Raw genomic sequence first — 26,023 nt, forward strand, 5'->3', positions numbered from 1 at the left:
GAGAGCCCGCAAGGCGGGCGAAGCGTGGGGGCTTTTATCCCTAGGGTAGCTACCGAGGCGCAAGGGGTTTTCTTTTCCCCGCATCCGGCTCTATCATGGCCTTATTCATAATTATGAATTACGGTGCAGTCCAGGCCGCTGACCCATGACCCTCCCCATCGTCCGGCAAGCCCTCTACCTGGAAGTCGCGGACCGCCTGCGCGGCATGATCCATGCACGCTCCCTGCGCAACGGCGAATGGATCGACGAATTGCGCCTGGCGGGGGAACTGGGCATCTCCCGCACTCCCTTGCGCGAGGCGCTCAAGGTGCTGGCCACCGAAGGGCTGGTGCGGCTGGAGCCGCGCCGCGGCTGCTTCGTCAATGAACTCTCGGCGCAAGACCTGGAAGACATCTTCCCGCTGATGGCCATGCTGGAAGGGCGCTGCGCCTTCGAGGCCGCGCGTAAGGCCAGCGATGCGCAATTGGCCGAACTTGAGCCCTTGCACGCGGCGCTGGCCGGCCACGCCCAGGCCGGCCGCATCGACGCCTACTACAAGACCAATTACCTGATCCACGAAGCGGTGCAGGCCCTGGCCGGCAACCAATGGCTGTCGGACATGGTGGGCAATCTGCGCAAGGTGCTGAGTCTGTCGCGCCACCGCAGCCTGTCGCAGCCCGGCCGCATCCAGCAGTCTTGCGCCGAACACCTGGCCATATTCGAAGCGCTCAAGGCGCACGACAGCGAGGCCGCGCAGGCGCTCGCGCACAACCATCTGATGCGGCAGCTGGAAGCGCTGCGCGCATTGAGCCTTGCGGACGCCGTTGACGCGGCGCCGTCCGACCCCATCGTCATCGAGGAGCCCGCCCATGTCCGCACCCGCCAATCTCGCGCCCGCGCGCGGCGCACGCACGCCTGAGCCCGAGGCCGATGCCGTCGATGCGGCGGCCGCCGCCGCCGAAAGCGCCGGCCTGATGTCCCGCCTGGGCAAGTTGTGGGAGCGCGGCCGGCTGCCTAGCGAATCCGAAGTCCGGCGCCTGTTCGAAGCGCGCCTGACCGACGTGGCGGCCAACAAGCTGGCGCGCCGCTGGTGCGAACAGTACAGCGCCGCGGACGGCAAGGACCGCCGGCTGATGTTGACCGCGCTGGCGCAGGCGCGCGGCGGCTATGCGGGCGAAGGCGGCGAGGGCGCGCGTTTGTTCAAGCGCTTCAACGCCCAGCCCCAGGGCCTGCGTTTCCTGGTCGAACTGCGCGCGGACATGCTGCGCTGGCGCAAGCAGGTGGCAGGCATTCAGACCTTGGACAAGGACCTCGAAGGCCTGCTGTCCGCCTGGTTCGACGTGGGCCTGCTGGAACTGCGGCCGCTGACCTGGGATTCGCCGGCGTCGCTGCTGGAAAAACTGATCCTCTACGAGGCCGTGCACGAGATCACCTCCTGGGACGACCTGCGCCGCCGCGTTTCGCCGGACCGCCGGTGCTACGCCTACTTCCATCCGCAAATGCCTGGCGTGCCGCTCATCTTCGTGGAAGTGGCCTTCGCCAGCCAGATGGCCGACAACGTGCAGGTGCTGCTGGACAGCACCTTGCCGCCGCAGGACCTGGACAAGGCGCGCTGGGCCATCTTCTATTCCATCTCCAACACGCAGCCCGGCCTGAAGGGCATCAGCTTCGGCAACTTCCTGCTCAAGCGCGTGGTCGAGCAGCTGCTGCATGAACTGCCCAAGCTGAAGTCCTTCGCCACGCTGTCGCCCATCCCCGGCTTCGCCGATTGGCTGGGCAAGCTGGACGCCGAGGCGGTGGAGGCCATCGTGCGCGAGGACAAGGTGCGCGCCAAGTCGCGCAAGCGCGAGGGCGTGCCCGATGGGCGGCGCTGGGTCGCGCGGCTGGCCAAGGCGGCCCAAGGCAAGGCCGCGGATGTGGTCAAGCGCGCGGGTTTGCGCCTGACGGCCAATTACCTGCAGTCCATGAAGAACGGCCTGCCGGTGGACGCGGTGGCGCGGTTTCACCTGGGCAACGGCGCGCGCATCGAGCGGCTCAATTGGGCCGCCGATACCTCGCCCAAGGGCCTTAAGCAGTCCTGCGGCATGATGGTGAACTACCTTTACGACCTCGATGAACTGGACGACAACCTGGCCCTGCTGGGCGAGGGCAAGCCCCAGGTCAGCCGCGGCGTGGGGCGCGTGGGATAAACGCCGCGCGCGGCGCGACAACATAAGAAAGAGGGCAGGAGACATGACGGACAACATGGCCGGCCGCGTGCTGCTGGAACGCGAGGGCGATCTGGCCCGGGTGACGCTATCGCACCCGGGGCGCCTGAACGCGATCACGGTGGGCATGTGGCATGAACTGCGGGACGTGTTTGCGCGCATCGCGCAGGACGATACCGTGCGTTGCGTGATCGTGCGCGGCGAGGGCGGCAATTTCGCCGCCGGCGCCGACATCCGCGAATTTCCCGCGCAGCGCGGCGACATGGCCGGCGTGCAGCGCTACCACCGCGAGGTGCTGGCGCCCGCCTTGCAGGCGGTCGCCTTGTGCCCGCATCCGGTGGTGGCGCAGATCGAAGGCGTGTGCGTGGGCGGCGGCCTGGAGATCGCCAGCCAGTGCGATCTGCGGATCGCAGGCGAATCCGCGCGTTTCGGCGTGCCGATCAACCGCCTGGGATTCCCCATGGCGCCGGACGAGATGAGCGGCCTGCTGGCCCTGGTCGGGCGAGCCGCCACCCTGGCCATCCTGCTCGAAGGCCGCGTGTTCGGCGCCGCCGAGGCCCGCGAGCTGGGCCTGCTGACACGCATCGTCGCCGACGACCAGGTGGCCGACGCGGCCCGACGCAGCGCCGAGCGCATCGCGGCGGGCGCGCCCTTGGCGGCCCGCATCAACAAGCGTCTGTCGCGCAGGCTCGCTGCGGGCGGTGCCTTGACCGAAGACGAATACCAGGATTATTTCTCGTACGCCGACAGCCGGGACCACCAGGAGGGCGTGCGCGCTTTCCTGGCCGGCGTGGACCCTTCCTTTTCCGGAGACTAGACAAGGTGAGCAACGCCAATCTATACGCTGTCCTGCAAGGCGGCTTTCCCAAAGACCGCAGCAAAGTCGCGCTGGAAACGCCCGACCTGCAATACACCTGGGACGACATCGATCGCGCCACCGCGTGCCTGGCCAACCTGCTGACCTCGCTGGACCTGCCGGCGGGTTCGCGCGTGGCGGTGCAGGTCGAGAAGTCGCCCGAAGCGTTGTTGCTGTACCTGGCCACCTTGCGCGCCGGCCTGGTGTATCTGCCGCTGAATACCGCCTACCGCGAATCGGAAATCGAGTATTTCCTGGGCAATGCCGAACCGGCCGTGGTGGTCTGCGCCAGCAAGAACCTGGACTGGGTGCAGCGCGCGGCAGACAAGGCTGGCACCGCGCATGTGTACACGCTGGACGAGGACCGCAGCGGCACGCTGCTGGATGCCGCTGGCGGCTTGCCTCAGACCTTCAAGACCGTGGCGCGCAAGCCCGACGACCTGGCCGCCATCCTGTACACCTCCGGCACCACCGGCCGCAGCAAGGGCGCGATGCTGTCGCATGGCAACCTCGCCGCCAATGCCCGCGTGCTGCACGATTACTGGGGCTGGCGCCCGGACGACGTGCTGTTGCACATGCTGCCCATCTTCCACGTGCACGGCCTGTTCGTGGCTTCGCATGGCGCCTTGCTGGCGGGCGCCAGGATGATCTGGCTGCCCAAGCTCGACCTCGACCAGGCCCTGCGCTACCTGCCGCAGAGCACCGTGATGATGGGCGTGCCGACGTACTACGTGCGCCTGCTGGCCGACCCGCGTTTCGACCGCCGCGCCTGCGCCAATATGCGTCTCTTCATTTCGGGCTCGGCGCCGCTCCTGGCCGAGACCTTCTCGGACTTCCAGACGCGCAGCGGCCATGCCATCCTGGAACGCTACGGCATGAGCGAGACGGTCATGCTCACCTCAAACCCCTACGATCCCAAGCTGGGCGAGCGCCTGGCCGGCACCGTGGGCCGCGCCTTGCCGCAAGTGCAGGTGCGCGTGGTCGACGACGCCGGCATCGCGCTCGCGCCGGGTGAGATCGGCAATGTGCAGGTGCGCGGACCGAACGTGTTCTCGGGCTACTGGCGCATGCCGGAAAAGACCCGCGAAGAGTTCACCACGGACGGCTGGTTCAAGACCGGCGACGTGGGCCGCTGGGGCGGCGAGTCCGCCGGGCGCGACGTGCCCGCGGACTATCTGTCCATCGTGGGCCGCAGCAAGGACCTGATCATTTCCGGCGGGTTCAACGTGTATCCCAAGGAAATCGAAACGCTGATCGACGACATGCCCGGCGTGGCCGAATCGGCGGTCATCGGCGTGCCGCATGCAGACTTCGGCGAGGCCGTGGTCGCGGTGGTGGTGCCCAAGGACGGCGTGGCGCTGGACGCGGAAGCCATGCAGGCCGAACTGAAATCGCGCATCGCCAATTTCAAGGTGCCCAAGCGCGTGCACATCATCGGCGAGCTGCCGCGCAACACCATGGGCAAGGTGCAGAAGAACGTGCTGCGCGAAACCTACAAGGCGCTCTGACGTTCGCCAGGACCGCTCCCCGTCGGGGAGCGGATTTTCCGGCCAGGCGCGCTGCGCCGGCCCTCTTTCAGGAGTCCGCCCCAAGAAAACACCGCAGGTCCCAGCAGCCCATTCCATACAAGAACTTCAAGAGACGAGACGCCCACAACCGCGCCGTCCCCATGCTGCAGCTAGAGGAGACACTATGAAATATCGCACCACCGCCGCGGCCGTTTTCGCCGTGGCCGCCCTGGGTTTTGGCGGCATCGCCGCCGCGCAATGGCCCGAACGCCCGATCACGCTGATCGTCCCGTTCCCCGCCGGTGGCGGCACGGATACTTTTGCCCGACCGCTGGCCCAGCAATTGACCACGCAGCTGGGCCAGCCCGTGGTCATCGACAACAAGGGCGGGGCGGGCGGAACCGTGGGCGCGGGCGTCGCGGCCAAGGCCAGGCCCGACGGCTACACCTTCTTCATGGGCGGCGCGCATCATGCGCTGGCCCCCTCGCTGTACAAGAACCTGAATTACGACATCCAGAAAGACTTCGTGCCGGTCGCGCTGGTCGCGCAGCCGCCGCAGGTCATCGTCATCAATCCGGCCAAGCTGCCGGTGAAGACGGTCCAGGAGCTGATCGACTACGCCAAGAAACGTCCTGGTGAAATCAACTTCGGCACCGCCGGCAAGGGCAGCACGCACCACCTGGCCGGCGAACTGTTCGCCATGCAGACCGGCATCAAGCTGGTGGACGTGCCCTACCAGGGCGCGGGGCCCATGCTGTCGGCCCTGATCGGCGGACAGGTGGACCTGGCGTTCGACGGCCTGGGTTCGTCCGCCGGGCATATCCGCTCCGGCACGATCAAGCCGCTGGCCGTGGCCGCCACCGAGCGCTCGCAGTCGCTGCCCGACGTGCCCACCGCCGCCGAGGCCGGCGTGCCGAACTACGTGGTGTCGACCTGGTACGCGATCTGGGCGCCCGCGGGCACGCCCAAGGAAGCGGTGGACAGGATGAGCGCCGAGATCACCAAGGCCCTGAATGCGCCGAAGATCAAGGAAACCTGGGCCGGCAACGGCTCGGCCGTGCCCACGCTGACCGGGCCTGAGTTCGGCAAGTTCGTCGACAGCGAGGTTGGGCGCTGGGCCAAGGTAGTGAAGGATTCGGGGGTGAAGCTGGATTGAAGCATCGGTGGACCGGATTTCAATTAATATTGATAATCGTTATCATTGTTTAGTTTGCCTTCCGGTCCATCGAATGTCATGAATCAAAGCGGTTTCTCAGCGTCCATCGAGGGGCTCTATGTCCAGCATCAATCCTGGCTGTGTGACTGGCTGCGCAGAAAGACAGGCTGCCCGTTCGACGCGGCCGACCTGACTCACGACACCTATCTGAAGGTGTTGGTCCGTGAGGACGACACGCGCCCACTGCGCGAACCACGCGCCTATCTGACGACGATAGCGCACGGCTTGATGGTGAATCTGTTCCGCCGCCGCGACATCGAGCGCGCCTATCTGGATAGCCTGCCGCTGGTCGAGGAGCTGTCCGTGCCGTCGCCGGAGCGTCGCGCCCTGGTCTTGGAAGCGCTGATGGAGATAGACCGGTTGCTGGACGGTTTGCCGGCCAAAGTGCGCAAGGCGTTTCTGCTGTCGCAGCTGGAAGGTCTGCGCCATGGCGAGATCGCCGAACGCATGCAGGTCTCGGTCAGCTCGGTGCGCCAGTATCTGGCCCGGGCCATGCAGCATTGCCTGGCGGCCTGGTGAGCCGGCGCGCCGCGGCCCGGGCCGAATTGCCGCCTTCCGTCATCCGCGAGGCCAGCGCCTGGTTTGTCCGCTTGGGGGCTGACGACGCCACCGCAACGGATGGCGTAGCCTGTAGCCGCTGGATCGAGGCCGACCCTTTGCACCGGCTGGCCTGGGAACGCGTGGAAATGCTGGGACGCCAGTTCGGCCAGGTCGACCCGCAAGCCGGTCTGGCGGCCTTGGATCGCCCGTCCTCCCGCAGCCGGCGCCAGGCGCTCAAGGTCCTGTCGCTCGTCATGGGCGCGGGTGGATTGACGGCAGCGTCGCTGCCTTGGACGGCATGGACTTCGGACTTTGGCACGGCCGTCGGCGAGCGGCGCGCTGAGACCTTGGCCGACGGCAGCGTATTGACCCTGAACACCGACAGCGCGGCTGATGTGCGCTTTGACGCCACGCAGCGCCTGGTCGTGCTGAGCAGGGGCGAATTGCACATCGCGTCACGGCGCGACCCGCAGGCCCCCGCCCGGCCGCTGGTGGTGGCGACCCCCATGGGCCGGATCACCGCGCTCGGTACGCGCTTCGTCGTCCGTTTGCTGGATGGGGAGACCTGGGTGGCGGTGACCGAAGGCGCGGTCAGGATCGAACCCAAAGCGGGCGGCGCGGGTGGGGCGCGGATCGTGGAAGCCGGGGCCGGCACCCGTTTCAATGAGCGCCTTGTGCAGAACATACGGCCCGCGCCGCATGCCGGCGATTGGGCGCAGGGCGCGCTGTTTGCCGACGACATGCGTCTGGACGCGTTTGTGGCGGAACTCAGCCGCCATCGCAAGGGCCGCTTGGTGTGCGACCCGGCGGTGGCGGGGCTGCGCATTTCAGGCTCATATCCGCTCGGCGACACCGACCGTATCCTGGCAGCGGTCGAGCGTGCGCTGCCAGTGCGGGCGGATCGCTACACCCGCTATTGGGTGGTGTTGCGCGCCCGCGGCTGACGGCTCCGGGAAAATTTCCTGGCGCCGCGCTGTCACTTTTGAGTTTTCGATTGGCATACGGGTGAAGCCTCGATTTCCTTCGCCTGGAACCCAACGATATGACTCTGCCGTTTTTCCCCACTCACTCCACCGCGCTGGTGCTGGCCGCAGTCGCTGCCGCCGCGCTTGCGCCATTGCCGGTTCAGGCGCAGCCAGGCGCCGCTGCGGCGGTCCGTCATGCCGTCAATGTGCCGGCCGGCTCGCTGGGCGCGGCGCTGTCCGACCTTGCCCGGCAGACTCAGGTGCTGTTGTCGTTCGATCCTGCCCTGACGTCGGGCATGGAGACTGCGGGCCTGCAAGGGGGCTATACCGTGGATCAGGGCTTTGCGGCGTTGCTGGCGGAGACTGGACTGGAGGTCGTGCGCCGCGCGGATGGCGACTACCTGTTGCAGCGCGCGGGCGGTCAGCAAACCACTCAGCTTGCGCCGGTGGTGGTCCTGGGGGCGGGCGCCACGACCGAAGGCACCGGCGAGTACACCGCAGACTGGATGCGCTCGGCCAACGGCCTGGTGTTGTCGCAGCGCGAAACGCCGCAATCGACCAGCGTGCTGACGCGGCAGCAGATGGACGACCGCTCCATCACGTCGGTGCGCGACGTGATGGAAAACGCCACCGGCATGAATGTGCAGCAGGCGGAGTCCGAGCGCTTGACGTACTACTCGCGCGGTTTTTCCATGGACACTTTCCAGTTCGACGGCGTGGTCAAGCCGCTGAATGGCCTCTATCAGTTTGGCGACGGCAACCTGGACCCGGTCATCTACGATCACGTTGAAATCATCCGCGGCGCCACCGGCCTGATGAGCGGCACCGGCAACCCGGGCGGTTCCGTCAACTTCATCCGCAAGCGTCCAACCCGCGAGTTTCAGGGCGATATCAAGCTCTCGGCCGGGACCGAGGACACCTATCGAGGCGAAGTGGACCTGTCCACGCCGTTCAACGAGTCCGGCTCGGTGCGCGGGCGTATCGTCGGCGCCAAGGAACGGCGTGGCGACACCATGGACCTCTACAAGAAAAAGCGCGACGTGCTGTACGGCATCGTCGAGGCGGACTTGGCGCAGAGCACCACCGTCAGCATCGGCGGCTCTTTGCAACGCACGCGGCCCAGCGGCATCAGCTGGGGCGGCTTGCCCGCCCTGGACGCCAACGGCAAGCCCATCGACTGGCCCAAGGGACAGGCCATGGGCGCCAAATGGTCGCGCTGGGACACGGATTCCCACGAGTACTTTGCGCAGATAGAACATGGCTTTGCCAACGGCTGGAACGCCCGCCTGTCGTACACGCGCCTGGAGAACAAGTTCGACGCGCCGTTGCTCTTCACCTCCGACGTGCCGGTGACGATCGACGGGTTCTCAACGGCGCCATTGCTGCGCAAGTTCGTGGGTGGCAGCGACCAGGATGTGGTCGGCGGCTCCATGGACGGCGATTTCGACGCCTTCGGCCGCCGTCACCAGTTCAACCTGGGCTTCTCCCATTCCATCATCAAGGCATGGAACCAGAGCTGGGACACCTCGGATCAGGCAACATATCCCATTCCCGACGTCAAGAACTGGACTGGCGATTGGCCCGCGCCGGACTGGGACATCCTGGCGCTGTCGCAGACCAATCGCAACAAGCAGACAGGCATCTATGGCACGTTGCGCCTGGGGTTGACCGAGAGGCTGCATCTGCTGACCGGCGCGCGCTGGACGCGCTGGGAATCCACCGAGACCAGTTGGGGCGTGACGGGCTATTCGCACACGTATTCCGAGGTCACGCCCTACCTGGGCGTCACCTATGACTTGAACGATACGTACACGGCCTACGCCAGCTACACCAATATCTTCCAGCCGCAGATGGTCAAGACGCAGACCTGGGACATGGCGGGCCCGGCCTATGGCCACAACTATGAAATGGGCCTGAAGGCGTCCTACCTGGACGGCCGGGTGAATGCATCCGCCGCTGTGTTCCAGACCGACCAAAAGGACGTAGCCGAGTACGGCGGCTACGACTACGCGCATGATGACGGCTGGTACTACATACTGGACGGCACCCGCACGCGCGGCTTCGAGATGGAACTGGCCGGGGAAGTGATGCCGGGCTGGAATGTGTTCCTGGGTTACACGTATCGGCAGTCCAAGGACAACAACGGCAAGAAGGTGCAGACGACCCAGCCCGAACAGTTGCTCAAGCTGAGCACGGCGTACCGGTTGCCCGGCGAGTTGAACAAGCTGACTGTGGGCGGCGGCGTGCGCTGGCAGAGCCAGACGAGCGCACAGACCTACTACGGCTTGCAGTCCGGCTCCATTGTGCAGAAGCCCTATGCCTTGTTCGACCTGATGGCGCAGTACAACTTCTCCGACAAGACACAGTTGCAGCTCAACGTGCGCAACCTGGCCGACAAGAAGTACTACCGGTCCATGGGCTTTTACAACTCGGTTTTCTATGGCGAGGGCCGGACCGCGCTGCTCACGCTGACGCAGCGCTTCTAGTTCCCGACCGCTAGCGCCATTCACTCGCCTGGCTCAGCTTGGCCAACTGATCGCGCGTCAGCGTCAGGCTGGCCGCCTTGACCAGTTCTTCCAGCTGCTCCAGCGAGGTCGCGCTGACGATGGGCGAGGTGATGCCGGGCTGCGCGATCTGCCAGGCCAGGGCGGCCTGCGCCGGCGTGCAGCCGGCGTCCTCGGCCACTTCGTCCAGGGCCTTCAGGATGCGGTAGCCGCGGTCGTTGAGATAGGTATCGACGATCTTGCGGCCGCGCGGGCTCTTGCCTGCATCCGCGGGGCTGCGGTATTTGCCGCTGAGGAAGCCGCTGGCCAGCGCGTAATAGTTGATCGTTCCCATCTGCTGCGTCTTCACCAGGCTTTGCAGCCCGGACTCGAAGGGTTCGCGGCGGTACAGGTTGTACTCGGGCTGAATGCTCTCGTAGCGCGGCAGGCTGTGGCGTTCGCTCGCGATCAGCGCTTCCGACAGCCGCACCGCGGTGTAGTTGGATGCGCCGATGGCGCGCACCTTGCCGGACTCGATGTGCTTGGCATATTCGGCCAGGGTGTCGGTCAGCGGCGTATCGGGATCGTCCTGGTGCGACTGGTACAGGTCGATGTGGTCCGTTTGCAGCCGGGCCAGCGAGGCTTCCAGCGAACGGCGGATGTAGGCGGGCGCCAGGCCCTTGGCGTCGGGCCCCATCTCCATGCCGACCTTGGTGGCGATCAGCACGTGGTCGCGCTTGCCCGAACGCTTGAGCCATTTGCCGATCAGGGTTTCGGATTCGCCGCCCTGGTTGCCCGGAACCCAGCGGGAATACACGTCCGCCGTGTCGATGAAGTTCAGGCCGGCGTCCACCAGCGCGTCCAGCAGCGAATACGTGCCGGCTTCGTCCACGGTCCAGCCGAAGACGTTGCCGCCGAAGGTGAGCGGGGGGATCTGCAGGCCGGAACGGCCCAATGCGCGTTTGATCATGATGAGGCCTCTGGATGCTGCGGTTGGCGGCGAGAAAAAAGTCCGGTTTCTGCATATCCGGCCGATGCGATTCCGGGCTTTTTCAGTATATTTACGCCGCTGCGCCCCGTCGCGGGGCATGCCGTTGCGGCATGCACCATTTCAGGGATTCCCCCGAAACGCTTTGAGGTGGCGGCAAGTTAGACTATACGGCTTTACGGCTAGTCCGGCCGGCGGGGAGCCGCCAGCGGCGCCGTAATAATGAGCAAATACAAGGGTTCAAGGAGCTTAACTATGCTGATCGGAAAAAAACATTTTCTGACGGTTGGCGCCATGGCGCTGGCGATGGCTATCGCCGCGCCGGTGGCGGCGCAGCAGAAGTCGGTGGCGGTGACCGCCATCGTCGAGCATCCGGCGCTGGACGCCGTGCGTGACGGGGTGCAGGACGCCCTCAAGCAAGCCGGCTACGAGCCGGGCAAGAACCTGAAGTGGCAATACCAGAGCGCCCAGGGCAACAACGGCACCGCCGCCCAGATCGCGCGCAAGTTCGTCGGCGACAAGCCCGACGCCATCGTCGCGATCGCCACGCCTTCGGCCCAGGCCGTCGTCGCGGCCACCAAGGACGTGCCGGTGGTGTATTCCGCCGTGACCGATCCGGTCGCCGCCCAGCTGGTCGCCAGCATGGACGCCTCGGGCACCAACGTGACCGGCGTGTCGGATCTGCTGGCCCTGGACAAGCAGGTCGAGCTGATCAAGAAAATCGTCCCCAACGCCAAGCGCGTGGGCATTGTCTACAACCCGGGCGAAGCCAACTCGGTCGTGGTCGTGAAGAAGCTGCAGGAAATCCTGCCGAAGTCGGGCATGAGCCTGGTCGAAGCGGCCGCGCCGCGCTCGGTGGACGTGGCGTCCGCGGCCCGCAGCCTGATCGGCAAGGTCGACGTCATCTATACCAACACCGACAACAACGTCGTGTCGGCCTACGAGTCGCTGGTCAAGGTCGGCAACGACGCCAAGATCCCGCTGATCGCGTCCGACACCGACAGCGTCAAGCGCGGCGGCATTGCCGCCCTGGGCATCAACTACCGCGACCTGGGCGTGCAGACGGGCAAGGTGGTGGTGCGCATCCTCAAGGGCGAGAAGCCCGGCGCCATTCCCTCGGAAACGATTTCCAAGCTCGAGCTCTACGTGAATCCGGGCGCCGCCGCCAAGCAGGGCGTGACCCTGTCCGACGCGATCATCAAGTCGGCCGCGGTGGTTGTGAAGTAATAATCAGCCGTACCCGCCCCGCCATGCCTACCCGGTGTGAGCGGGGCTTGTTTTATTTTTTGGTGTCTTGCCTTACCCCATGGTCCTCAGGGCGGCAGCATTCACAAGATGCTCGCGGCCCGGCGCAATGTGCTGGTCTTGAATGGCCGGCGGCCCGCCTTGCGGCGTCGAGCCGCCCGGCGTTTTTGCTCCCTGAATGGTCCTGCAGACTCCTGCTGGCGGCTTTGCCGCCCGGCACGGGATGCCTTTGGCAGGAAACCAGAGAAAATCCCCCGCGGGGAAACGTTTCTTGCGAAAGCTGGGGTAAAACTGACCCCGAAACGCAAGATATCCGACGTTGCAACTCTTTAATATGCTCGTTTCTTGCCTTCGTGCAAGCTCTTAATGTGCTCGTTTCTCACTGATTGGATTTGACCCATGTCATTGTTCTCGTTGTTGGGCGCGTTGGAGATCGGCCTGATCTTCAGCCTGGTGGCTCTGGGCGTGTATATCTCGTTCCGCCTGCTGCGCTTCCCGGACCTGACCGTTGACGGCAGCTTCCCGTTGGGCGGCGCGGTCTGTGCCACGCTGATCGCCTCGGGCACCGATCCGTTCCTGGCCACGGCCATCGCCACGATCGCGGGCGCGGCGGCCGGACTGGTCACCGGCTGGCTGAACGTCAAGCTCAAGATCATGGACCTGCTGGCCAGCATCCTGATGATGATCGCGCTGTACTCGGTCAACTTGCGCATCATGGGCAAGCCCAATGTCCCGCTGATCACCGAATCCACCGTATTCACCATCCTGCAGCCGCAATGGCTGTCGGACTACGTCGCCCGTCCGCTGATCCTGATCGTGATCGTGATCCTGGCGAAGCTGGCGCTGGACTGGTTCTTCGCCACGCAGACCGGCCTGGCCGTGCGCGCCACCGGCTCCAACGGCCGCATGGCCCGCGCACAGGGCGTCAACACCGGGCGCATGATCCTGGGCGGCATGGCGCTGTCCAACGCGCTGGTCGCGCTGGCGGGCGCACTGTTCGCCCAGACCCAGGGCGGTTCGGACATTTCCATGGGCATCGGCACCATCGTGATCGGCCTGGCTGCCGTGATCGTGGGCGAGAGCATCCTGCCGTCGCGCAAGCTGGTGCTGGCCACGCTGGCCGTCATCATCGGCGCCATCGTCTACCGCTTCTTCATCGCCTTGGCGCTGAACAGCGATTTCATCGGCCTGAAGGCGCAAGACCTGAACCTCGTCACCGCGGTGCTGGTCACGTTCGCCCTGGTCATTCCCATGCTCAAACGCCGGCTCCTCGGCAAGAAGGGGAGCTGATATGTTGTCCGCAAAAGACCTCAAGATCACGTTCAACGCGGGTACGCCCATCGAGACGCGTGCCTTGCGCGGCCTGTCGCTGGAGATACCCTCGGGCCAGTTCGTGACCGTCATCGGCTCCAATGGCGCCGGCAAGTCCACCTTCCTGAATGCAGTCTCCGGCGACCTGCCGGTCGATTCCGGCCGCATCGACATCAACGGCGTCGACGTTACCCGCCAGCCCGTCTGGGCGCGCGCCGCCCGCGTGGCCCGCGTGTTCCAGGACCCCATGGCCGGCACCTGCGAAGACCTGACCATCGAAGAAAACATGGCGCTGGCGCAGATGCGCGGCGCGCGCCGCGGCTACAGCCGCGCGGTCAAGGCCTCCATGAAGGAAGGCTTCCGCGAGCGCCTGGCCACGCTGGGCCTGGGGCTGGAAAACCGCCTGAGCGACCGCATCGGCCTGTTGTCGGGCGGCCAGCGCCAGGCGGTCAGCCTGTTGATGGCGGCCTTGCAGCCCTCGCGCATCCTGCTGCTGGATGAGCACACCGCGGCGCTGGATCCGCGCACGGCGGACTTCGTGCTGCAACTGACCACGCGCATCGTCGCTGAAAGCCAGCTCACCACGATGATGGTGACGCATAGCATGCGCCAGGCGCTGGACGTGGGCGACCGCACGGTCATGCTGCATCAGGGCCAGGTAGTGCTGGATGTGTCGGGCGAAGAGCGCCGCGGCATGGACGTGCCGGACCTGCTGGCCATGTTCGAGCGCGTGCGCGGCGAGAAGATCTCGGACGACGCCCTGCTGCTGGGGTAGGCGCCAGGCGCCGGTTGCGTGAACCGCAACCGGCTCGCGAGGCTGCGGTCGCTGCCTCCGGTCCTAGATGAACCGGCCTGGCCGGAATGCCTCGTGGCGCGAGGCCGCGCCGCCGTCGCACATCAGTTCGCCCAGTATCCTGGCGGTGCCGGGCGCGGTGCTGAAACCGATGTGCTGATGCCCCAGCGCCAGCCACAGACCAGGATGGCGCGGCGCTTCGCCTATCATCGGCCGGCTGTCGGGCAGCGTCGGACGCCGTCCCAGCCAAGCCGCGGGATCCAGCCGCCGGTCCAGCGGAAACGCTTCCCGGGCCCGCGCTTCCGCCAGGTCCAGCTGCAGCGGCCGGGCGGGAGCCTCGCAGGCGTCCAGTTCCACGCCCGTGGTCAGGCGCAGCCCGCGCGCCATGGGCGACAGCACATAGCCGCCGCCGGTGTCGTAGACCGGACGCGTCAGGCTGGCGCCGTCCACGCCGTTGTAATGCATGTGGTAGCCGCGCTCGAACGCCATGGGCAGGTCTATGTCCGCCGTCTTCAGCAGGCGCTTCGACCAGGGACCCAGCGCCACCACCAATCGATCCGCCGCCACGGATTCGGATCCTTGCGCGCCTTGCACGATCCAGCCCTGGCCCTCGCGGCGGATGGCGCTGGCGGTCAGGCGCCGGAAAGCGCCGCCCGCGCGGCGGAACAGGGCGGCGTAGGCCGCGACCACTTCGTGCGGGTCATCGACGGAATATGAACCCTGGATCCACAGGGCGCGGCGGAAGATCGGCGCGAGAGCGGGTTCGATTTCCGCGAGTTCCGCAGGCTGCAAAACCTGGGTCGGCACCTGGTATTGCGCAAACGTCCGGCGCGACAGTTCGCCGCTGTTCCAGCCTTGTTCCGAGCGGTACAGGAATATCCAGCCGGTATCGCGCAGCCGGTGCGCCGCGCCCGATTCGTTCAGCAGCCGCAGATGCTCGGGCGCCGAGAGCCGGATCAGGCTGTCCAGCGCCTCCACGGTCTGCCTGAACACCGCCGGCCGGGCGCTCAACAGGAAGCGCGCGGCCCAGCCCAGGTTCCGCGCCAGGTAGTTCAGCTTGTAGCGGAACTGCACGGTGTCGTTCTTCAGCAGGCGGGGCAACTGCGCCCACAAGCCAGGGTGGTTGAACGGCATCAACGAACTGCGCGCGATCACGCCCGCGTTGCCCAGCGAGGTTTCCAGACCCGGCTCCTGCCGGTCGACCAGCGTGACGGACAGGCCGCGGCGCTGCAGTTCCAGGGCGCAGCAGACGCCCACGATACCCGCGCCTAGGACAACGACTTGCTTTCCCATGTGTTTTTATCCGAGTCCGGTCAGGAAGTGCCGTGATGCCGGCAGGCTCGCGGAATTGTATTGCAGGCGGCTGCAAGGCCCAGGGAAAAGTCGCGCGCAAATCTCAGGATTGAGACAGCTTCCGGCCCATGATCCGCCCCGCCGCGGCCACGCCCCACCACGAGGCTTCCTCGAACACGGAATAGCCCGAAAGGTCTGCGTGCGCGAACAGCACCGGACCGTCCACGTCGCGCAGCGCGGCCAATCCCGGATTGGACAGGTAGCCGCATAGCGGCGAGGCCATGGCATGGCCGCGCACCGTGATTTCCAGCTGGCGCGCATGGCGCCAGAATTCCTGGCCGTAGGCCGCGACCAGGTCGGACGCGGCCTCGGCCCGCAGTTCCTCTGGACTGGCGCGGGTCAGCCAGTCGCGCGCGGTGTCGGGCTTCATTTCGCTGAGCGCGTGGTAGGCGGTGAAGACGCAGCGCGGCGTGCGGGCCACGCGCAGCAGCTGGTGCGTGGAGACGACGTAGCCCAGCGCCTTGCCCTGATAGACCACGTTGTCCCAGGATAGCGGTTCGCCCGGGGCTTCGGCGGGGTAGCCTTCCATGACGAAGTTCGACACCATCCACGGCGCGTGCGGCGGCGCATGCGCCGCCGGATCGTAGCCATAGGCGCGGATGTCGGGCAGGATGCGCTGGGCCACGAACAACGGCATCGCGCACACGGCGCGGCGGGCCTGCACCGTGTAGGCGGCAGCCGAACTCAGGCACGTGACTAGTGGACCGGCAGGCGTCTCTTGCACCCGGACTGCCATGCCGGCGGCCAGCCAGCCGGCATGGCCGAGTTTTTGGGTGATGGCGTCGCGCATGCGCTGCATCAACGTCGACAGGCCGCCGGGCCAGGTCAGCACGGCGCCTTCGCCCGCATTGGCGGCGTGGCCGTCGCGGCTGGCGAAGTAGTGCAGGCCGGCCCAGGCCGAGACCACGTCGTACCGCGCGCCGTAGTCGTCGCGGCAGCAGTAGTTCAGGTACCAATGCAGCGCGGGCGAGGTATAGCCCTCGCGTTCCAGCCATTGCCTGAACGTGATCGCATCCAGCGCGCGCCAAGCCGGATCCTGGGACGAATGGGCGAGAGGGATGCAGAAGACCTTGCGGCCATCGTTGCCCGTCTGCGTGTGCAGGCGATCGATCAGCGCAAGAAACTTGCGGTGCTGCGCCAGGTCCGCTTCCGGCAGCCCGCTCATGGGCAGCAGGTTTTCTTCCCAATGGCCGCCGCGCAGCAGGCGTTCCTGGGGCGAATGGACCAGCGCGGTCTCGTCGTAGTAGGGGCGGGCGTCGCTCGCGCCGCGTTCGATGATGCCGAAATCGGCCAGCATCTCGCGCACGTGGGTGGACGCCAGCGAGGGCAGCGGCAGGTAGTGCGCGCCCAAGGGGTAGTCCAGGCCGTCGCGCAGGCCGGCGGCGGCATTGCCTTCGGGTTCCGGCCCCTGCACCACCAGGAAATCCGTGTGCCCTTCGCGCGCCAGCTTCCAGGCGCAGGACAGGCCCGCCACGCCCGAGCCCAGTATCACGACGTCGCGCTTGTGGCTGGCCGAGGGCTGCGGCCAGGCCGCCCCGTCGCGCAAGGCGTGGCCCGCCTGCATGCCCGGGTAATGGATCTCCGGCGTGGTCTCGACGATGCGCGCACGGTAGTACCCGGCGCTGCCGGCTATCGCCGCCGTGGCTGCGCCCAACAGGAAGCTGCGCCGCCGCATCAGCGGATGACCTTGCGCCAGTCCTCGTCGAAGTAGCGCACGAGCGACTGTTCATTCAGGCGGTTCGGCGGCATTGCCAGCGCGGGCATGTCGGCGGGGAAGTGGAACAGTTCGCGCGTCGTGACCGGGTCCAGATAGCGCGTGGGCACGGTGATCGTGGCGGGCGGCTCGTAGTCGCGGCGCTTGCTGGCCAGGATGAAACCCCAGTCGCCGAAGGACGGCACATAGGTGTGGTACGGCCAGGTGTTCAGTCCGGCTTCCTTCAGGGTGGCATCGACGCTCCAGAACGAGCGCGGCGCGAAGTAGGGCGAGGTGGACTGCACCACCATATAGCCGTTCTCGGCCAGGTGGCGCGCCATCAGGTGATAGACCGGCACCGAGTACAGGCGGCCCAGGCCGAAGTTGGACGGGTCTGGAAAATCCACCACGATGTAGTCATAGACCTCGGCATGGGTTTCCAGCCAGCGGCCGGCATCGTCGTTGATGACCGTGACCCGCGGATCCTTCAGCGACCCCTGGTTCAGCTTGACCAGCGGCTCGGAACGCGAGAACAGTCCGGTCATGGCGGGGTCCAGGTCCACCAGCGTGACGTGTTCGATGTGCTTGTATTTGAGGATTTCGCGCACGGCCAGGCCGTCGCCGCCGCCCAGCACCAGCACGTTGCGGGCCCACGGCAGGGCTTGCAGGCCGGGGTGCACCAGGGCCTCGTGATAGCGGTGCTCATCGCGCGAGGAGAATTGCAGGTTGCCGTTGATGTACAGGCGCAGGTCGTCGTGCCAGCGCGTGACCACCAGACGCTGGTATTGGGTGGTCTCCGCGTGCACCACGTCGTCCCCGTACAGGCCTTTTTCGGCCCAGGCCGTCATGGTGCCGGAATAGATGAAGCCCAGGCCCAGGAACCCGATCACCACGCTGGCACGGATGGCTTTTTCGCCGGGGCGGGGGATCTCGGCGCGGAACAGCCAAGTGGTCCACAGCGCCACGCTGGCGTTCAGGATGCCGAACAGGAAGCTGGTGCGCAGCAGGCCCAGCTTGGGGGCGAGCAGCAGGGGAAAGACCAGCGACACGGCCAGCGCGCCCAGGTAGTCGAAGGTCAGCACGCGGCTGACGATTTCGCGGAATTCGGTCTTGCGCTGGTTGAACACCCGCATCACCAGCGGGATTTCCATGCCGACCATCAGGCCGATCAGGAACACGCCCACATACAGGGCCGCGCGAAAGGGGGCGGGCATCCATGAGAAGACCAGGAACAGCACCGCGGCGGAGACCCCGCCCAAGAGGGCGACCAGCAGCTCCACGTCGATGAAGCGATTCAAAACGTCTTCGTCTCTTACATATTTTGACAACCACGAGCCTATGCCCATGGCGAACAGATAGCAGCCGATGACGGAGGAGAATTGCAGTATCGAATCCCCCAGCAAATAGCTGGCCAGCGCGCTGCTGATGAGCTCATAGCCCAAACCGCAGGAAGCGACGATCAATACTGAAAGGATGAGAACGCGGTCGCGCATGAGGTGTCCGACACGAAAAATGCGTTCGCAGTATATCGAACGCGCCGTATATACTGCGCGCAATTAGGAGGGTGGCAATGGGAGAAGCAATGCATCCGGTGGTGACCTATCTGATCTATATGGCGTCGGCGCTCGCCATGCTGGGTGCCTTCACCCTGGTCTATACGGCCGTCACGCGCTACAAGGAATTCGAGCTGATCCGCGAAGGCAATATCGCCGCGGTGCTGTCGTATGGCGGCGCGCTGGTGGGTTTCAGCTTCACCTTGTGCTCCAGCATCGCGATCCACGCCAGCTATGCCATGTTCCTGCTCTGGGGCCTTGTGGCCATGCTGGTGCAGATTGTCGTTTATGTGGGCGTGTCCCAGGCCGTGCGCGGCATGAACGAAGCCATCGAAGAAAACAACATCGCCATGGGCGGACTGATCGGGTCGATTTCGGTCGCCGCCGGCATCGTCAACGCCGCCAGCCTGACCTGACACGGGCAGGCGCCGAACCCGATCTGACAGGAGGACTACTCATGAGTCTCGGTTCATTCATCCGCAAGCAGTTCATCGACATCCTGCAATGGAACGAGGACCGCGACGGCGTGCTCGCCTGGCGGCATCCCATGCAGGATTTCGAAATCCAGTACGGCGCCAGCCTGACCGTGCGCGAATCGCAGATGGCGGTGTTCGTCAACGAAGGCAAGGTGGCCGACGTGTTCGGCCCCGGCATGTACAAGCTGACCACGCAGACGCTACCGATCCTGACCTATCTGAAGAACTGGGACAAGCTGTTCGAGTCTCCCTTCAAGTCGGACGTGATCTTCTTCAGCACGCGCCTGCAACTGGGTCGGCGCTGGGGCACGGCCCAGCCGGTGACGCTGCGCGACAGCGAATTCGGCATGGTGCGGCTGCGCGCCTTCGGCGTGTATTCCTACCAGATCTCGGATCCCGCCAAGTTCTACCGCGAGATCAGCGGCACGCGCGACGAGTACACGGTCGACGACCTGGAAACGCAGCTGCGCAACATGGTGGTCGCGGCGATGACGACGGCGCTGGGCGGCTCCAAGGTGCCGTTCCTGGACATGGCCGGCAATCAGGGGCTGATGTCGCAAAGCATCGCCGAGCAGCTGGCCCCGGTGTTCGACCGCTACGGCGTCAAGCTGGACAACTTCACGGTCGAGAACGTTTCGCTGCCGGAAGAGCTGCAGAAGGCGCTGGATACGCGGATCTCCATGGGCATGGCCGGCGATCTGGGCAAGTTCACCCAGTACCAGACCGCCACCGCCATTCCGATGGCGGCGCAGAACGAGGGCGGCATCGCCGGCATCGGCGCGGGTCTCGCGGCCGGGGCGGCGCTGGGCCAGACCATGGCTGCGGGCTTGGCTGGCGCCCAGGGGCAGCCGCCGCAGCCGGCGGCGCAACAACCCGCTCCGCAGGCGCCTGCCGCCGCGGGCGGCGATCCGGCGCAGCGGCTGCAGCAGCTCAAGGATCTGCTGGACAAGGGCCTGATCACGGCCGCGGACTACGATTCGGCCAAGGCCGAAGTGCTGAAGAAACTCACCAGCTAAGGCTCCATGCAGCAGGTTCTGTGTCCGCAGTGCGGCGCCCCAGTCAAATTCACGTCCGCGGCATCGGTCATGGCGGTCTGCGGCGCCTGCCGCAGCACCTTGCTGAAGGACGCCGAGTCGGTCAAGCGCATCGGCGAGGCCGCCGAGGTCCTGGAGGACTACTCGCCCTTGTGCCTGGGCGCGGCCGGCACTCATGACGGCAAGCGCTTCGATTTGATCGGCCGCATCCAGCTGCGCTACGGCGAAGGCTTCTGGAACGAGTGGTACCTGTGGTTCGAGGACGGCTCCGACGGCTGGCTGTCGGATGCGTCGGGCCAGTACGCCGTGACCCGGCGGCGCAAGGTCAAGTCCACGCAGGGCATGCCCGCGTTCGACGACATCGCGCCCGGCGACGAACTGAAGCTGGACGGCCAGCGCTTTACCGCCGCCGACGTGCGCGCCTGCCAGGCGGGCGGCACGCAAGGCGAGCTGCCCTTCGTGCCGGGCGAGGGCTGGCTGGCCAAGGTGGCGGATTACCGCAGCCTGGACGCGTTCCTGACCCTGGACTTTTCCGACGGGCCCGAGCCCGAGCTGTATATCGGCAAGGCGTTCGACCTGTCCGCCATGCAGGCGGCGTCGCTGCGGACCAACGAACAGGTCGAGGAGACCGCCGGCCGTTTCCGCGGCCAGATCAAGGCGCTGGACTGCCCGAACTGCGGCGGGCCGATAAGTTTCGTGGCCGCCATGGCCACGCAAGTGGTCTGCCCTTCGTGCGCGGCCACCGTTGATTGCTCGGGACCCACGGCTGAAGTCATAGAGAAGGCGCGCAAGGTCAAGGCCATCAAGACCACGCTGTCGCTGGGCGCGGTGGCCAAGATCGACGGCGCGTCCTATACGCTCATCGGCCTGATGAAGTGCGCCGATCCGGATCCCGAGGAGCCGTCCGACTGGATCGAGTACCTGCTGTTCAACCCCGCGAAGGGCTTCATCTGGCTGGTGGAAACCGACGAGGGCTGGGAGCGGGTGCAGGTATGCGACACCTGGCCCAGCCACAACAACGCCAGCAGCGTGCGCTGGCGCTCCAATCTTTACCAGAAGCTGTATGACTACACCTCGCGCGTGGAGTTGGCGTTGGGTGCCTTCAACTGGCGCGTCAAGGTCGGCGACAGCACCAAGATCACGGATTACAAGGCCGGCAACCTCAAGCTGACCCGCGAACTGAGCGAGTCCGAACTGGGCTGGTCGGCCTCGGGGCCGGTAGCGCCGGCGCAGTTGGCTGAATGGTTCGGCGATCCTGAACTTGCCAAGCAGAAGGCCATGCCGCTCAGCGGCAAGCCTGGGGGCTATCGCAAGTTCGCCTGGACGGCCATGATCGTGCTGGCCTTCCTGAACATCGACACTATTTTCAGTGGCGGCTTCGTCCCGATCCTGATCGGCCTGGCGTTCCTCTGGATCCCGGCGGCGGTGGCGGACAAACTATCTGGCAAGGACGAGTAACAGGATGGGCAAACTCTTATATACCGTCTATGCCGTCGTGGTGGTGATATTCGCTACCGGCGCCGGCTCGCCCGGCGCGCGCATGTCCAGCGGCGGCAGCACCAGTAGCAGCAGCTGGGGCAGCAGTTCCTCCGGCGGGTCGGGCTGGTCCTCGGGCGGATCCCACAAGTGACCCCGCATGCCACACCCGGCCGCCATGTGCTGGCGGATTTCCGTGGCGTGCTCGCGGATCGCCTGACCGATGCGCAAGGGCTGGAACGTGACCTGATCGCCGCAGCCCGTGCCGCAGGCGCCCATGTGCTGAGCGCGCACTTTCATCATTTCGGCGACGGCGCGGGCGTGACTGGCGTGGTCCTGCTGAGTGAATCCCATATCAGCATCCATACCTGGCCCGAACATGCGTTCGCGGCATTGGACATCTTCATGTGCGGCGCGGCCCGGCCCGAGCTGGCGCTGGAACACCTGCGGGCGCGGCTGGCGCCCGAGGCCGTGCACGCGACCACGGTGGCGCGCGGCTGAAGCCCGCGGCCGCCACTCCTTGATTTTGCTCAAAGCTCCCCCGGGTAGCCAAATTGACGAGCGTTATATACCTATATATATTTCGTTACCGACTTAGCGATTTCCCCTGGGAGAAGAACATGTTACGTAACCGTCCGATCGCGGCGCTGTCCTTGGCGCTGGCCGCCGCATGGAGCGCCAATGCCAGCGCCGGCGACCTGGTGGTGTCGGCCGCCGCCAGCCTGACCAACGCCTTCAAGGAAGTCGCGCAGGGCTATGAAAAAGAGCATGCCGGCACCAAGGTCATCTTGAATTTCGGCGCGTCCGATGTGCTGCTGCAGCAGATCGTCAAGGGCGCGCCGGCCGATGTGTTCGCCTCGGCGGATCAGAAGGCCATGGACAAGGCGGTCGAGGAAAAGGCCGTCAAGCCGGCCTCCCGCGTCGACTTCGCCGCCAATCAGGTGGTGCTGATCGTCCCGATGGACAGCAAGGCCAACATCACCGCGCTCAAGGACCTGACCCGCGACGATGTCAAGCGCATCGCCTACGGCAACCCGGCATCGGTGCCGGTGGGCCGTTACACGCAGGGCGCGCTGGAAGCGGCTGGGCTGTGGAAGGAAGTGCAGGCCAAGAGCGTGTTGGCCCAGAACGTGCGCCAAAGCCTGGATTACGTGGCGCGCGGCGAGGTCGACGCGGGCTTCGTGTTCGCAACCGACGCGGCCATCATGGCGGACAAGGTCAAGGTGGCCGTGCGCGTGCCTTCGCAGACGCCGGTCACTTATCCCATCGCCGTGACCACCCGTGAAGCCGCTGCCAAGGAAGCCGAAAGTTTCGTGGCCTATGTGCTGTCTCCCGCGGGTCAGGCGATACTGTCGCGCTACGGCTTCCAGAAGCCCTGATACCTGTTGAATCGTAGGCATTGATGAGTGATCCGGTTTGGGTGCCGCTGCTGCTTTCCCTGAAAGTGGCAGGCTGGGCAACGCTGTTGGCGACCGTGGCCGGCACGGCCGCGGCTTATGGCCTGTCGCGCTGGCGCTGGCCGGGGCGCGACCTGCTGGACGCGCTGCTGACCTTGCCGCTGGTGTTGCCGCCCACGGTGCTGGGCTACTACCTGCTGGTGCTGCTGGGGCGCCGCGGCATCATCGGCGAGACGCTGGCGGGCTGGGGCATCGAGCTGGTCTTCACCTGGCAGGGCGCGGTGATCGCCGCTTCCGTGGTGGCCTTCCCGCTGGTCTTCAAATCGGCCCGCGCCGCCTTCGAGAACGTCGACAGCCAGCTGGAAAACGCGGCGCGCGTGCTGGGCGTATGCGAAGCGGGAGTGTTCTTCCGGGTCACCTTGCCATTGGCCGCGCGCGGCATCGCCGCTGGCGTGCTGCTGGCGTTTGCGCGGGCGCTGGGCGAATTCGGCGCAACGCTGATGATCGCCGGCAACCTGCCGGGACGCACGCAGACCTTGTCGGTCGCCATCTACGAGGCGGTGCAGGCGGGCGATGACGCCACGGCCAATATGTTGGTGCTGGTCACGTCGGTGACCTGCGTGGTGGTCCTGCTGCTGGCCGGCAAGCTGGTGCCCGTGAGCAGCGGCCGGCGCAACGGGGGCGCGCCATGAGCGTCAGCATCCAGGTGCGCAAGCAGATGGTGTCCGGCGACCGGCGCTTTGCGCTGGACGTCGCCTTCGATTCCTCGGCCAAACGCATTGCGCTGTTCGGCCCGTCGGGCGCGGGCAAGAGTCTGACCCTGCGCGCGGTGGCAGGCCTGCTGCGCCCGGACTCGGGCCGCATCGAAATCAATGGCCGCGTGCTGTTCGACGCGGATGGCGGCGTCAACCTGCCCGCGCAGTCGCGCCGCGTCGCCTACCTGTTCCAGGACTACGCCCTGTTTCCCCATCTGACCGTGGCGCAGAACATCGCTTTCGGGCTGCGCCGCGGCTGGCGCAATCCGCCCCGCCGCGAGGTCGGGCCGGAGGCGCAGCGTTGGGTGGAAGCGTTCGAGCTGGGCTCCATCGTGGGCAGTTACCCCAGCGAGATATCGGGCGGCCAGAAGCAGCGGGTGGCATTGGCGCGAGCCCTCATGCTGCGCCCGGACATCCTGCTGCTGGACGAACCCTTTTCAGCGCTGGATTCGCAGCTGCGCGGCAAGATGCGCTTGGAACTCAACGCCTTGCAGCGCCAGTTGGACGTGCCGATGCTCTTGATCACGCACGATCCAGCGGATGTGGACGCACTGGCCGACGAAGTGTTCGAAGTGCGCGAGGGCAGGGTGCGGCGCCATGACGAGGACGTGGGCGTCTGAACGGCTTAGTCCAGCACGCCCAGGATCACGCTGGAGGCTTTGAAGATTGCCACCGCGTCGGCGCCGACGTCCAGCGCCAGGTCCTGCGCACTCTCATTGGTGACGATGGCCGCCAGCGTCACGCCGCCGTCCAGGCCGATCAGGATCTCGCTGTTGACGGCGCCCGGACGCAGCGCGGTGATCTTGCCCGGCAGCTGATTGCGCGCAGACAGGCGCAGGCCGGGGCCGGGGGCGCCCACGATGACCGACGACGCCTTGACCAGCGCGATCGCCTCCTTGCCCATCGCCAAGCCCAATTCCTGCGTGCTTTCTCGGGTGATGGTGGCCGTAATGGTCTGGCCGCCCGCGATGCGCAGCACGATCTCGTCGTTGACGGCGCCGGCGCGGATCTGGATGACGGTGCCTAGCAGTTTGTTGCGTGCGCTGGTCTTGAGCATGAAACGCCTCATGAGGTCGATGTCGCCGCTGGCGTTCATGCCGGCGCGGGTCAGGTTTTCCATGAACTTGCGGTGTTCGGCTTCCAGGGCGCGGAAGGTAGCGATCAGGCCGCGCGCGCGGTCGGTCAGGCGCGTGCCGCCGCCGCCCTTGCCGCCGGCGGCGCGGATCACCAAAGGCTCGCCCGCCAGGTTGTTCATGGCGTCGATGGCGTCCCAGGCGCCCTTGTAGCTCATGCCCACGGCGCGCGCGGCGGCCGTGATCGAGCCGGTGGCGTCGATCTGCGCCAACAGGTCTATGCGGTTTTTTCCGCCCCAGGTCTGGGCGCCGGAGCGAAACCAAATCGAGCCGTCGAGTTCCAACATCTGTGTTGTGCCGTGGTCAGGGTATGGGACAACCGAAAGTGTAATGGACGGGGCTGTCCTGGCGGTTCGTGGCGGCTGCGATGAGAATGAGATTCTGTTGAAATTTTGCAGGCTTCGCGGCACTATGTTCAAGCATCGGGCTCACGGAGAAAACGACATGAAAGCGTTCAAATTGCTGGCTGCGGGATCCATGACAGCGCTGTTGGCGGCTTGCGCCACCGGCCCTGACGTCAAGAGCGACTACGATCATCAGGCGAATTTCGCCCAGTACCGGACCTTCGGGTATATGACGCCGCTGGGCACCGACAAGGCCGGCTACAGCACCTTGCTGACCGAGCGCCTCAAAAATGCCACGCGCGGCCAGATGGAAATGCGCGGCTATACCTACAGCGCCTCCAGTCCCGACCTGCTGGTCAACTTCAGCGCCAAGCTGCAGCAGAAGGTGCAGGTCACGCCGGCTGCGCCGCCCATGGGCCCGTACTACGGCTATCGCAGCGGCTTCTATGGCGGCTGGCCCGGCTACGGCTGGGGTGACGACGTCTACCAATATACTGAGGGCACCTTGAACATCGACCTCGTCGACGCGCGCCGCAGGCAACTGGTGTGGGAAGGCGTGGCGGTGGGCGAGGTCCAGCCCGATGCGGCCGCTACGTCCGAGAACACGGACAAGGTGGTTGCGCAGATCTTCTCCAAGTATCCGTTCCGCGCGGGCGTGGCCGCGCCGCAGCTGCCGGAAAAAAGCAAGTAGGGCGGTCCGCCAGCCCTGCCTAGAGGA

Annotated in this window: 25 protein-coding genes; 19 read left to right on the top strand and 6 right to left on the bottom strand. The window is 66.0% G+C overall.

Going from position 1 to position 26,023, the window contains the following annotated elements:
* Positions 1-145 precede the first annotated feature (145 nt).
* The 8 genes from FOC84_RS23830 (at position 146) to FOC84_RS23865 (ending at position 9,757) form a co-directional block, all read left to right on the top strand.
* Positions 146-898 (top strand): GntR family transcriptional regulator, encoded by a 753-nt coding sequence (locus FOC84_RS23830; protein ID WP_173146621.1) that lies wholly within the window; start codon positions 146-148, stop codon positions 896-898.
* Entirely contained in the window at positions 849-2,168 is a 1,320-nt protein-coding gene (locus tag FOC84_RS23835) for a malonyl-CoA decarboxylase domain-containing protein (RefSeq protein ID WP_173146622.1), read from the top strand. Before FOC84_RS23830 ends, FOC84_RS23835 begins: the two co-directional genes overlap by 50 nt.
* A gap of 43 nt (positions 2,169-2,211) precedes the next feature.
* The gene (locus tag FOC84_RS23840) at positions 2,212-3,003 is read left to right on the top strand and encodes an enoyl-CoA hydratase/isomerase family protein (RefSeq protein WP_173146623.1); all 792 of its coding nucleotides are present in this window, start codon (positions 2,212-2,214) and stop codon (positions 3,001-3,003) included.
* A gap of 5 nt (positions 3,004-3,008) precedes the next feature.
* Positions 3,009-4,550 (top strand): malonate--CoA ligase, encoded by a 1,542-nt coding sequence (locus FOC84_RS23845; RefSeq protein WP_173146624.1) that lies wholly within the window; start codon positions 3,009-3,011, stop codon positions 4,548-4,550.
* 184 nt (positions 4,551-4,734) lie between these two features.
* Complete coding sequence (locus tag FOC84_RS23850) at positions 4,735-5,706, top strand: Bug family tripartite tricarboxylate transporter substrate binding protein (RefSeq protein WP_173146625.1); 972 nt, start codon at positions 4,735-4,737, stop codon at positions 5,704-5,706.
* A gap of 78 nt (positions 5,707-5,784) precedes the next feature.
* A complete protein-coding gene (locus FOC84_RS23855) occupies positions 5,785-6,285 on the top strand; it encodes a sigma-70 family RNA polymerase sigma factor (RefSeq protein WP_173146626.1) in 501 nt (166 codons plus the stop codon).
* Complete coding sequence (locus FOC84_RS23860) at positions 6,282-7,250, top strand: FecR domain-containing protein (protein ID WP_173146627.1); 969 nt, start codon at positions 6,282-6,284, stop codon at positions 7,248-7,250. Before FOC84_RS23855 ends, FOC84_RS23860 begins: the two co-directional genes overlap by 4 nt.
* 98 nt (positions 7,251-7,348) lie before the next feature.
* Complete coding sequence (locus FOC84_RS23865) at positions 7,349-9,757, top strand: TonB-dependent siderophore receptor (RefSeq protein ID WP_173146628.1); 2,409 nt, start codon at positions 7,349-7,351, stop codon at positions 9,755-9,757.
* 10 nt (positions 9,758-9,767) lie between these two features.
* Here FOC84_RS23865 and FOC84_RS23870 read toward each other — a convergent pair whose 3' ends face one another.
* Positions 9,768-10,724 (bottom strand): aldo/keto reductase, encoded by a 957-nt coding sequence (locus tag FOC84_RS23870; protein ID WP_173146629.1) that lies wholly within the window; start codon positions 10,722-10,724, stop codon positions 9,768-9,770.
* Between the two features lie 273 nt (positions 10,725-10,997).
* Between FOC84_RS23870 and FOC84_RS23875 the strand changes: the two genes are divergently transcribed.
* The 3 genes from FOC84_RS23875 (at position 10,998) to FOC84_RS23885 (ending at position 14,073) form a co-directional block, all read left to right on the top strand.
* Positions 10,998-11,969 (top strand): ABC transporter substrate-binding protein, encoded by a 972-nt coding sequence (locus tag FOC84_RS23875; protein ID WP_013395028.1) that lies wholly within the window; start codon positions 10,998-11,000, stop codon positions 11,967-11,969.
* A gap of 417 nt (positions 11,970-12,386) precedes the next feature.
* Positions 12,387-13,277 carry an ABC transporter permease gene (locus FOC84_RS23880; protein ID WP_173146630.1) on the top strand — a complete coding sequence of 297 codons (891 nt, stop codon included), beginning with the start codon at positions 12,387-12,389 and terminating at the stop codon, positions 13,275-13,277.
* A 1-nt stretch (position 13,278) separates the two neighbouring features.
* Positions 13,279-14,073, top strand: coding sequence for an ABC transporter ATP-binding protein (locus tag FOC84_RS23885; protein ID WP_173146631.1), 795 nt, complete (start codon positions 13,279-13,281; stop codon positions 14,071-14,073).
* 63 nt (positions 14,074-14,136) lie between these two features.
* Here FOC84_RS23885 and FOC84_RS23890 read toward each other — a convergent pair whose 3' ends face one another.
* From FOC84_RS23890 to FOC84_RS23900, 3 genes are all read right to left on the bottom strand, one after another.
* Entirely contained in the window at positions 14,137-15,384 is a 1,248-nt protein-coding gene (locus tag FOC84_RS23890) for an NAD(P)/FAD-dependent oxidoreductase (protein WP_173146632.1), read from the bottom strand.
* 103 nt (positions 15,385-15,487) lie between these two features.
* Entirely contained in the window at positions 15,488-17,119 is a 1,632-nt protein-coding gene (locus FOC84_RS23895; protein ID WP_173146633.1) for an FAD-dependent oxidoreductase, read from the bottom strand.
* On the bottom strand, positions 17,119-18,630 hold the full coding sequence (locus FOC84_RS23900; protein WP_173146634.1) for a polyamine aminopropyltransferase: 1,512 nt from the start codon (positions 18,628-18,630) through the stop codon (positions 17,119-17,121). The genes FOC84_RS23895 and FOC84_RS23900 overlap by 1 nt, the downstream gene beginning before the upstream one ends.
* An 89-nt stretch (positions 18,631-18,719) precedes the next feature.
* Between FOC84_RS23900 and FOC84_RS23905 the strand changes: the two genes are divergently transcribed.
* From FOC84_RS23905 to FOC84_RS23915, 3 genes are read left to right on the top strand one after another with little or no spacing between them, the layout of a single operon-like run.
* Positions 18,720-19,106, top strand: a complete 387-nt coding sequence (locus FOC84_RS23905; RefSeq protein ID WP_173150368.1) for a DUF350 domain-containing protein — start codon at positions 18,720-18,722, stop codon at positions 19,104-19,106.
* A 41-nt stretch (positions 19,107-19,147) separates the two neighbouring features.
* On the top strand, positions 19,148-20,182 hold the full coding sequence (locus FOC84_RS23910) for an SPFH domain-containing protein (RefSeq protein ID WP_173146635.1): 1,035 nt from the start codon (positions 19,148-19,150) through the stop codon (positions 20,180-20,182).
* Positions 20,183-20,188: 6 nt separating this feature from the next.
* Positions 20,189-21,658: a DUF4178 domain-containing protein gene (locus tag FOC84_RS23915; RefSeq protein ID WP_173146636.1), complete on the top strand. Its 1,470-nt coding sequence runs from the start codon at positions 20,189-20,191 to the stop codon at positions 21,656-21,658.
* A 27-nt stretch (positions 21,659-21,685) separates the two neighbouring features.
* Here FOC84_RS23915 and FOC84_RS23920 read toward each other — a convergent pair whose 3' ends face one another.
* Positions 21,686-21,838: a hypothetical protein gene (locus FOC84_RS23920; RefSeq protein WP_173146637.1), complete on the bottom strand. Its 153-nt coding sequence runs from the start codon at positions 21,836-21,838 to the stop codon at positions 21,686-21,688.
* Between FOC84_RS23920 and speD the strand changes: the two genes are divergently transcribed.
* From speD to FOC84_RS23940, 4 genes are all read left to right on the top strand, one after another.
* Entirely contained in the window at positions 21,827-22,177 is a 351-nt protein-coding gene (gene speD / locus FOC84_RS23925; protein ID WP_173146638.1) for an adenosylmethionine decarboxylase, read from the top strand. The two genes, FOC84_RS23920 and speD, sit on opposite strands and share 12 nt — an antisense overlap.
* A gap of 119 nt (positions 22,178-22,296) precedes the next feature.
* Positions 22,297-23,055, top strand: coding sequence for a molybdate ABC transporter substrate-binding protein (gene modA / locus FOC84_RS23930; RefSeq protein WP_173146639.1), 759 nt, complete (start codon positions 22,297-22,299; stop codon positions 23,053-23,055).
* A 23-nt stretch (positions 23,056-23,078) separates the two neighbouring features.
* On the top strand, positions 23,079-23,765 hold the full coding sequence (gene modB, locus FOC84_RS23935) for a molybdate ABC transporter permease subunit (RefSeq protein WP_173146640.1): 687 nt from the start codon (positions 23,079-23,081) through the stop codon (positions 23,763-23,765).
* Complete coding sequence (locus FOC84_RS23940; protein ID WP_173146641.1) at positions 23,762-24,448, top strand: sulfate/molybdate ABC transporter ATP-binding protein; 687 nt, start codon at positions 23,762-23,764, stop codon at positions 24,446-24,448. Before modB ends, FOC84_RS23940 begins: the two co-directional genes overlap by 4 nt.
* Positions 24,449-24,453: 5 nt before the next feature.
* Here FOC84_RS23940 and FOC84_RS23945 read toward each other — a convergent pair whose 3' ends face one another.
* Entirely contained in the window at positions 24,454-25,248 is a 795-nt protein-coding gene (locus FOC84_RS23945) for a TOBE domain-containing protein (RefSeq protein WP_173146642.1), read from the bottom strand.
* Between the two features lie 157 nt (positions 25,249-25,405).
* On the opposite strand from FOC84_RS23945, the gene FOC84_RS23950 reads away from it, so the two are divergent.
* Positions 25,406-25,996, top strand: coding sequence for a DUF4136 domain-containing protein (locus tag FOC84_RS23950; protein ID WP_173146643.1), 591 nt, complete (start codon positions 25,406-25,408; stop codon positions 25,994-25,996).
* Positions 25,997-26,023 lie beyond the last annotated feature (27 nt).

Origin of the sequence: Achromobacter pestifer (assembly GCF_013267355.1) — a bacterium.
Classification (GTDB): domain Bacteria; phylum Pseudomonadota; class Gammaproteobacteria; order Burkholderiales; family Burkholderiaceae_B; genus Achromobacter; species Achromobacter pestifer_A.

Coding starts and splice junctions, on each gene's coding strand:
- FOC84_RS23830 (WP_173146621.1), top strand. CDS start 146: ATGACCCTCCCCATCGTCCGGCAAGCCCTCTACCTGGAAGTCGCGGAC.
- FOC84_RS23835 (WP_173146622.1), top strand. CDS start 849: ATGTCCGCACCCGCCAATCTCGCGCCCGCGCGCGGCGCACGCACGCCT.
- FOC84_RS23840 (WP_173146623.1), top strand. CDS start 2,212: ATGACGGACAACATGGCCGGCCGCGTGCTGCTGGAACGCGAGGGCGAT.
- FOC84_RS23850 (WP_173146625.1), top strand. CDS start 4,735: ATGAAATATCGCACCACCGCCGCGGCCGTTTTCGCCGTGGCCGCCCTG.
- FOC84_RS23855 (WP_173146626.1), top strand. CDS start 5,785: ATGAATCAAAGCGGTTTCTCAGCGTCCATCGAGGGGCTCTATGTCCAG.
- FOC84_RS23865 (WP_173146628.1), top strand. CDS start 7,349: ATGACTCTGCCGTTTTTCCCCACTCACTCCACCGCGCTGGTGCTGGCC.
- FOC84_RS23870 (WP_173146629.1), bottom strand. CDS start 10,724: ATGATCAAACGCGCATTGGGCCGTTCCGGCCTGCAGATCCCCCCGCTC.
- FOC84_RS23875 (WP_013395028.1), top strand. CDS start 10,998: ATGCTGATCGGAAAAAAACATTTTCTGACGGTTGGCGCCATGGCGCTG.
- FOC84_RS23880 (WP_173146630.1), top strand. CDS start 12,387: ATGTCATTGTTCTCGTTGTTGGGCGCGTTGGAGATCGGCCTGATCTTC.
- FOC84_RS23885 (WP_173146631.1), top strand. CDS start 13,279: ATGTTGTCCGCAAAAGACCTCAAGATCACGTTCAACGCGGGTACGCCC.
- FOC84_RS23890 (WP_173146632.1), bottom strand. CDS start 15,384: ATGGGAAAGCAAGTCGTTGTCCTAGGCGCGGGTATCGTGGGCGTCTGC.
- FOC84_RS23895 (WP_173146633.1), bottom strand. CDS start 17,119: ATGCGGCGGCGCAGCTTCCTGTTGGGCGCAGCCACGGCGGCGATAGCC.
- FOC84_RS23900 (WP_173146634.1), bottom strand. CDS start 18,630: ATGCGCGACCGCGTTCTCATCCTTTCAGTATTGATCGTCGCTTCCTGC.
- FOC84_RS23905 (WP_173150368.1), top strand. CDS start 18,720: ATGCATCCGGTGGTGACCTATCTGATCTATATGGCGTCGGCGCTCGCC.
- FOC84_RS23910 (WP_173146635.1), top strand. CDS start 19,148: ATGAGTCTCGGTTCATTCATCCGCAAGCAGTTCATCGACATCCTGCAA.
- FOC84_RS23915 (WP_173146636.1), top strand. CDS start 20,189: ATGCAGCAGGTTCTGTGTCCGCAGTGCGGCGCCCCAGTCAAATTCACG.
- FOC84_RS23920 (WP_173146637.1), bottom strand. CDS start 21,838: ATGCGGGGTCACTTGTGGGATCCGCCCGAGGACCAGCCCGACCCGCCG.
- modA (WP_173146639.1), top strand. CDS start 22,297: ATGTTACGTAACCGTCCGATCGCGGCGCTGTCCTTGGCGCTGGCCGCC.
- modB (WP_173146640.1), top strand. CDS start 23,079: ATGAGTGATCCGGTTTGGGTGCCGCTGCTGCTTTCCCTGAAAGTGGCA.
- FOC84_RS23940 (WP_173146641.1), top strand. CDS start 23,762: ATGAGCGTCAGCATCCAGGTGCGCAAGCAGATGGTGTCCGGCGACCGG.
- FOC84_RS23945 (WP_173146642.1), bottom strand. CDS start 25,248: ATGTTGGAACTCGACGGCTCGATTTGGTTTCGCTCCGGCGCCCAGACC.
- FOC84_RS23950 (WP_173146643.1), top strand. CDS start 25,406: ATGAAAGCGTTCAAATTGCTGGCTGCGGGATCCATGACAGCGCTGTTG.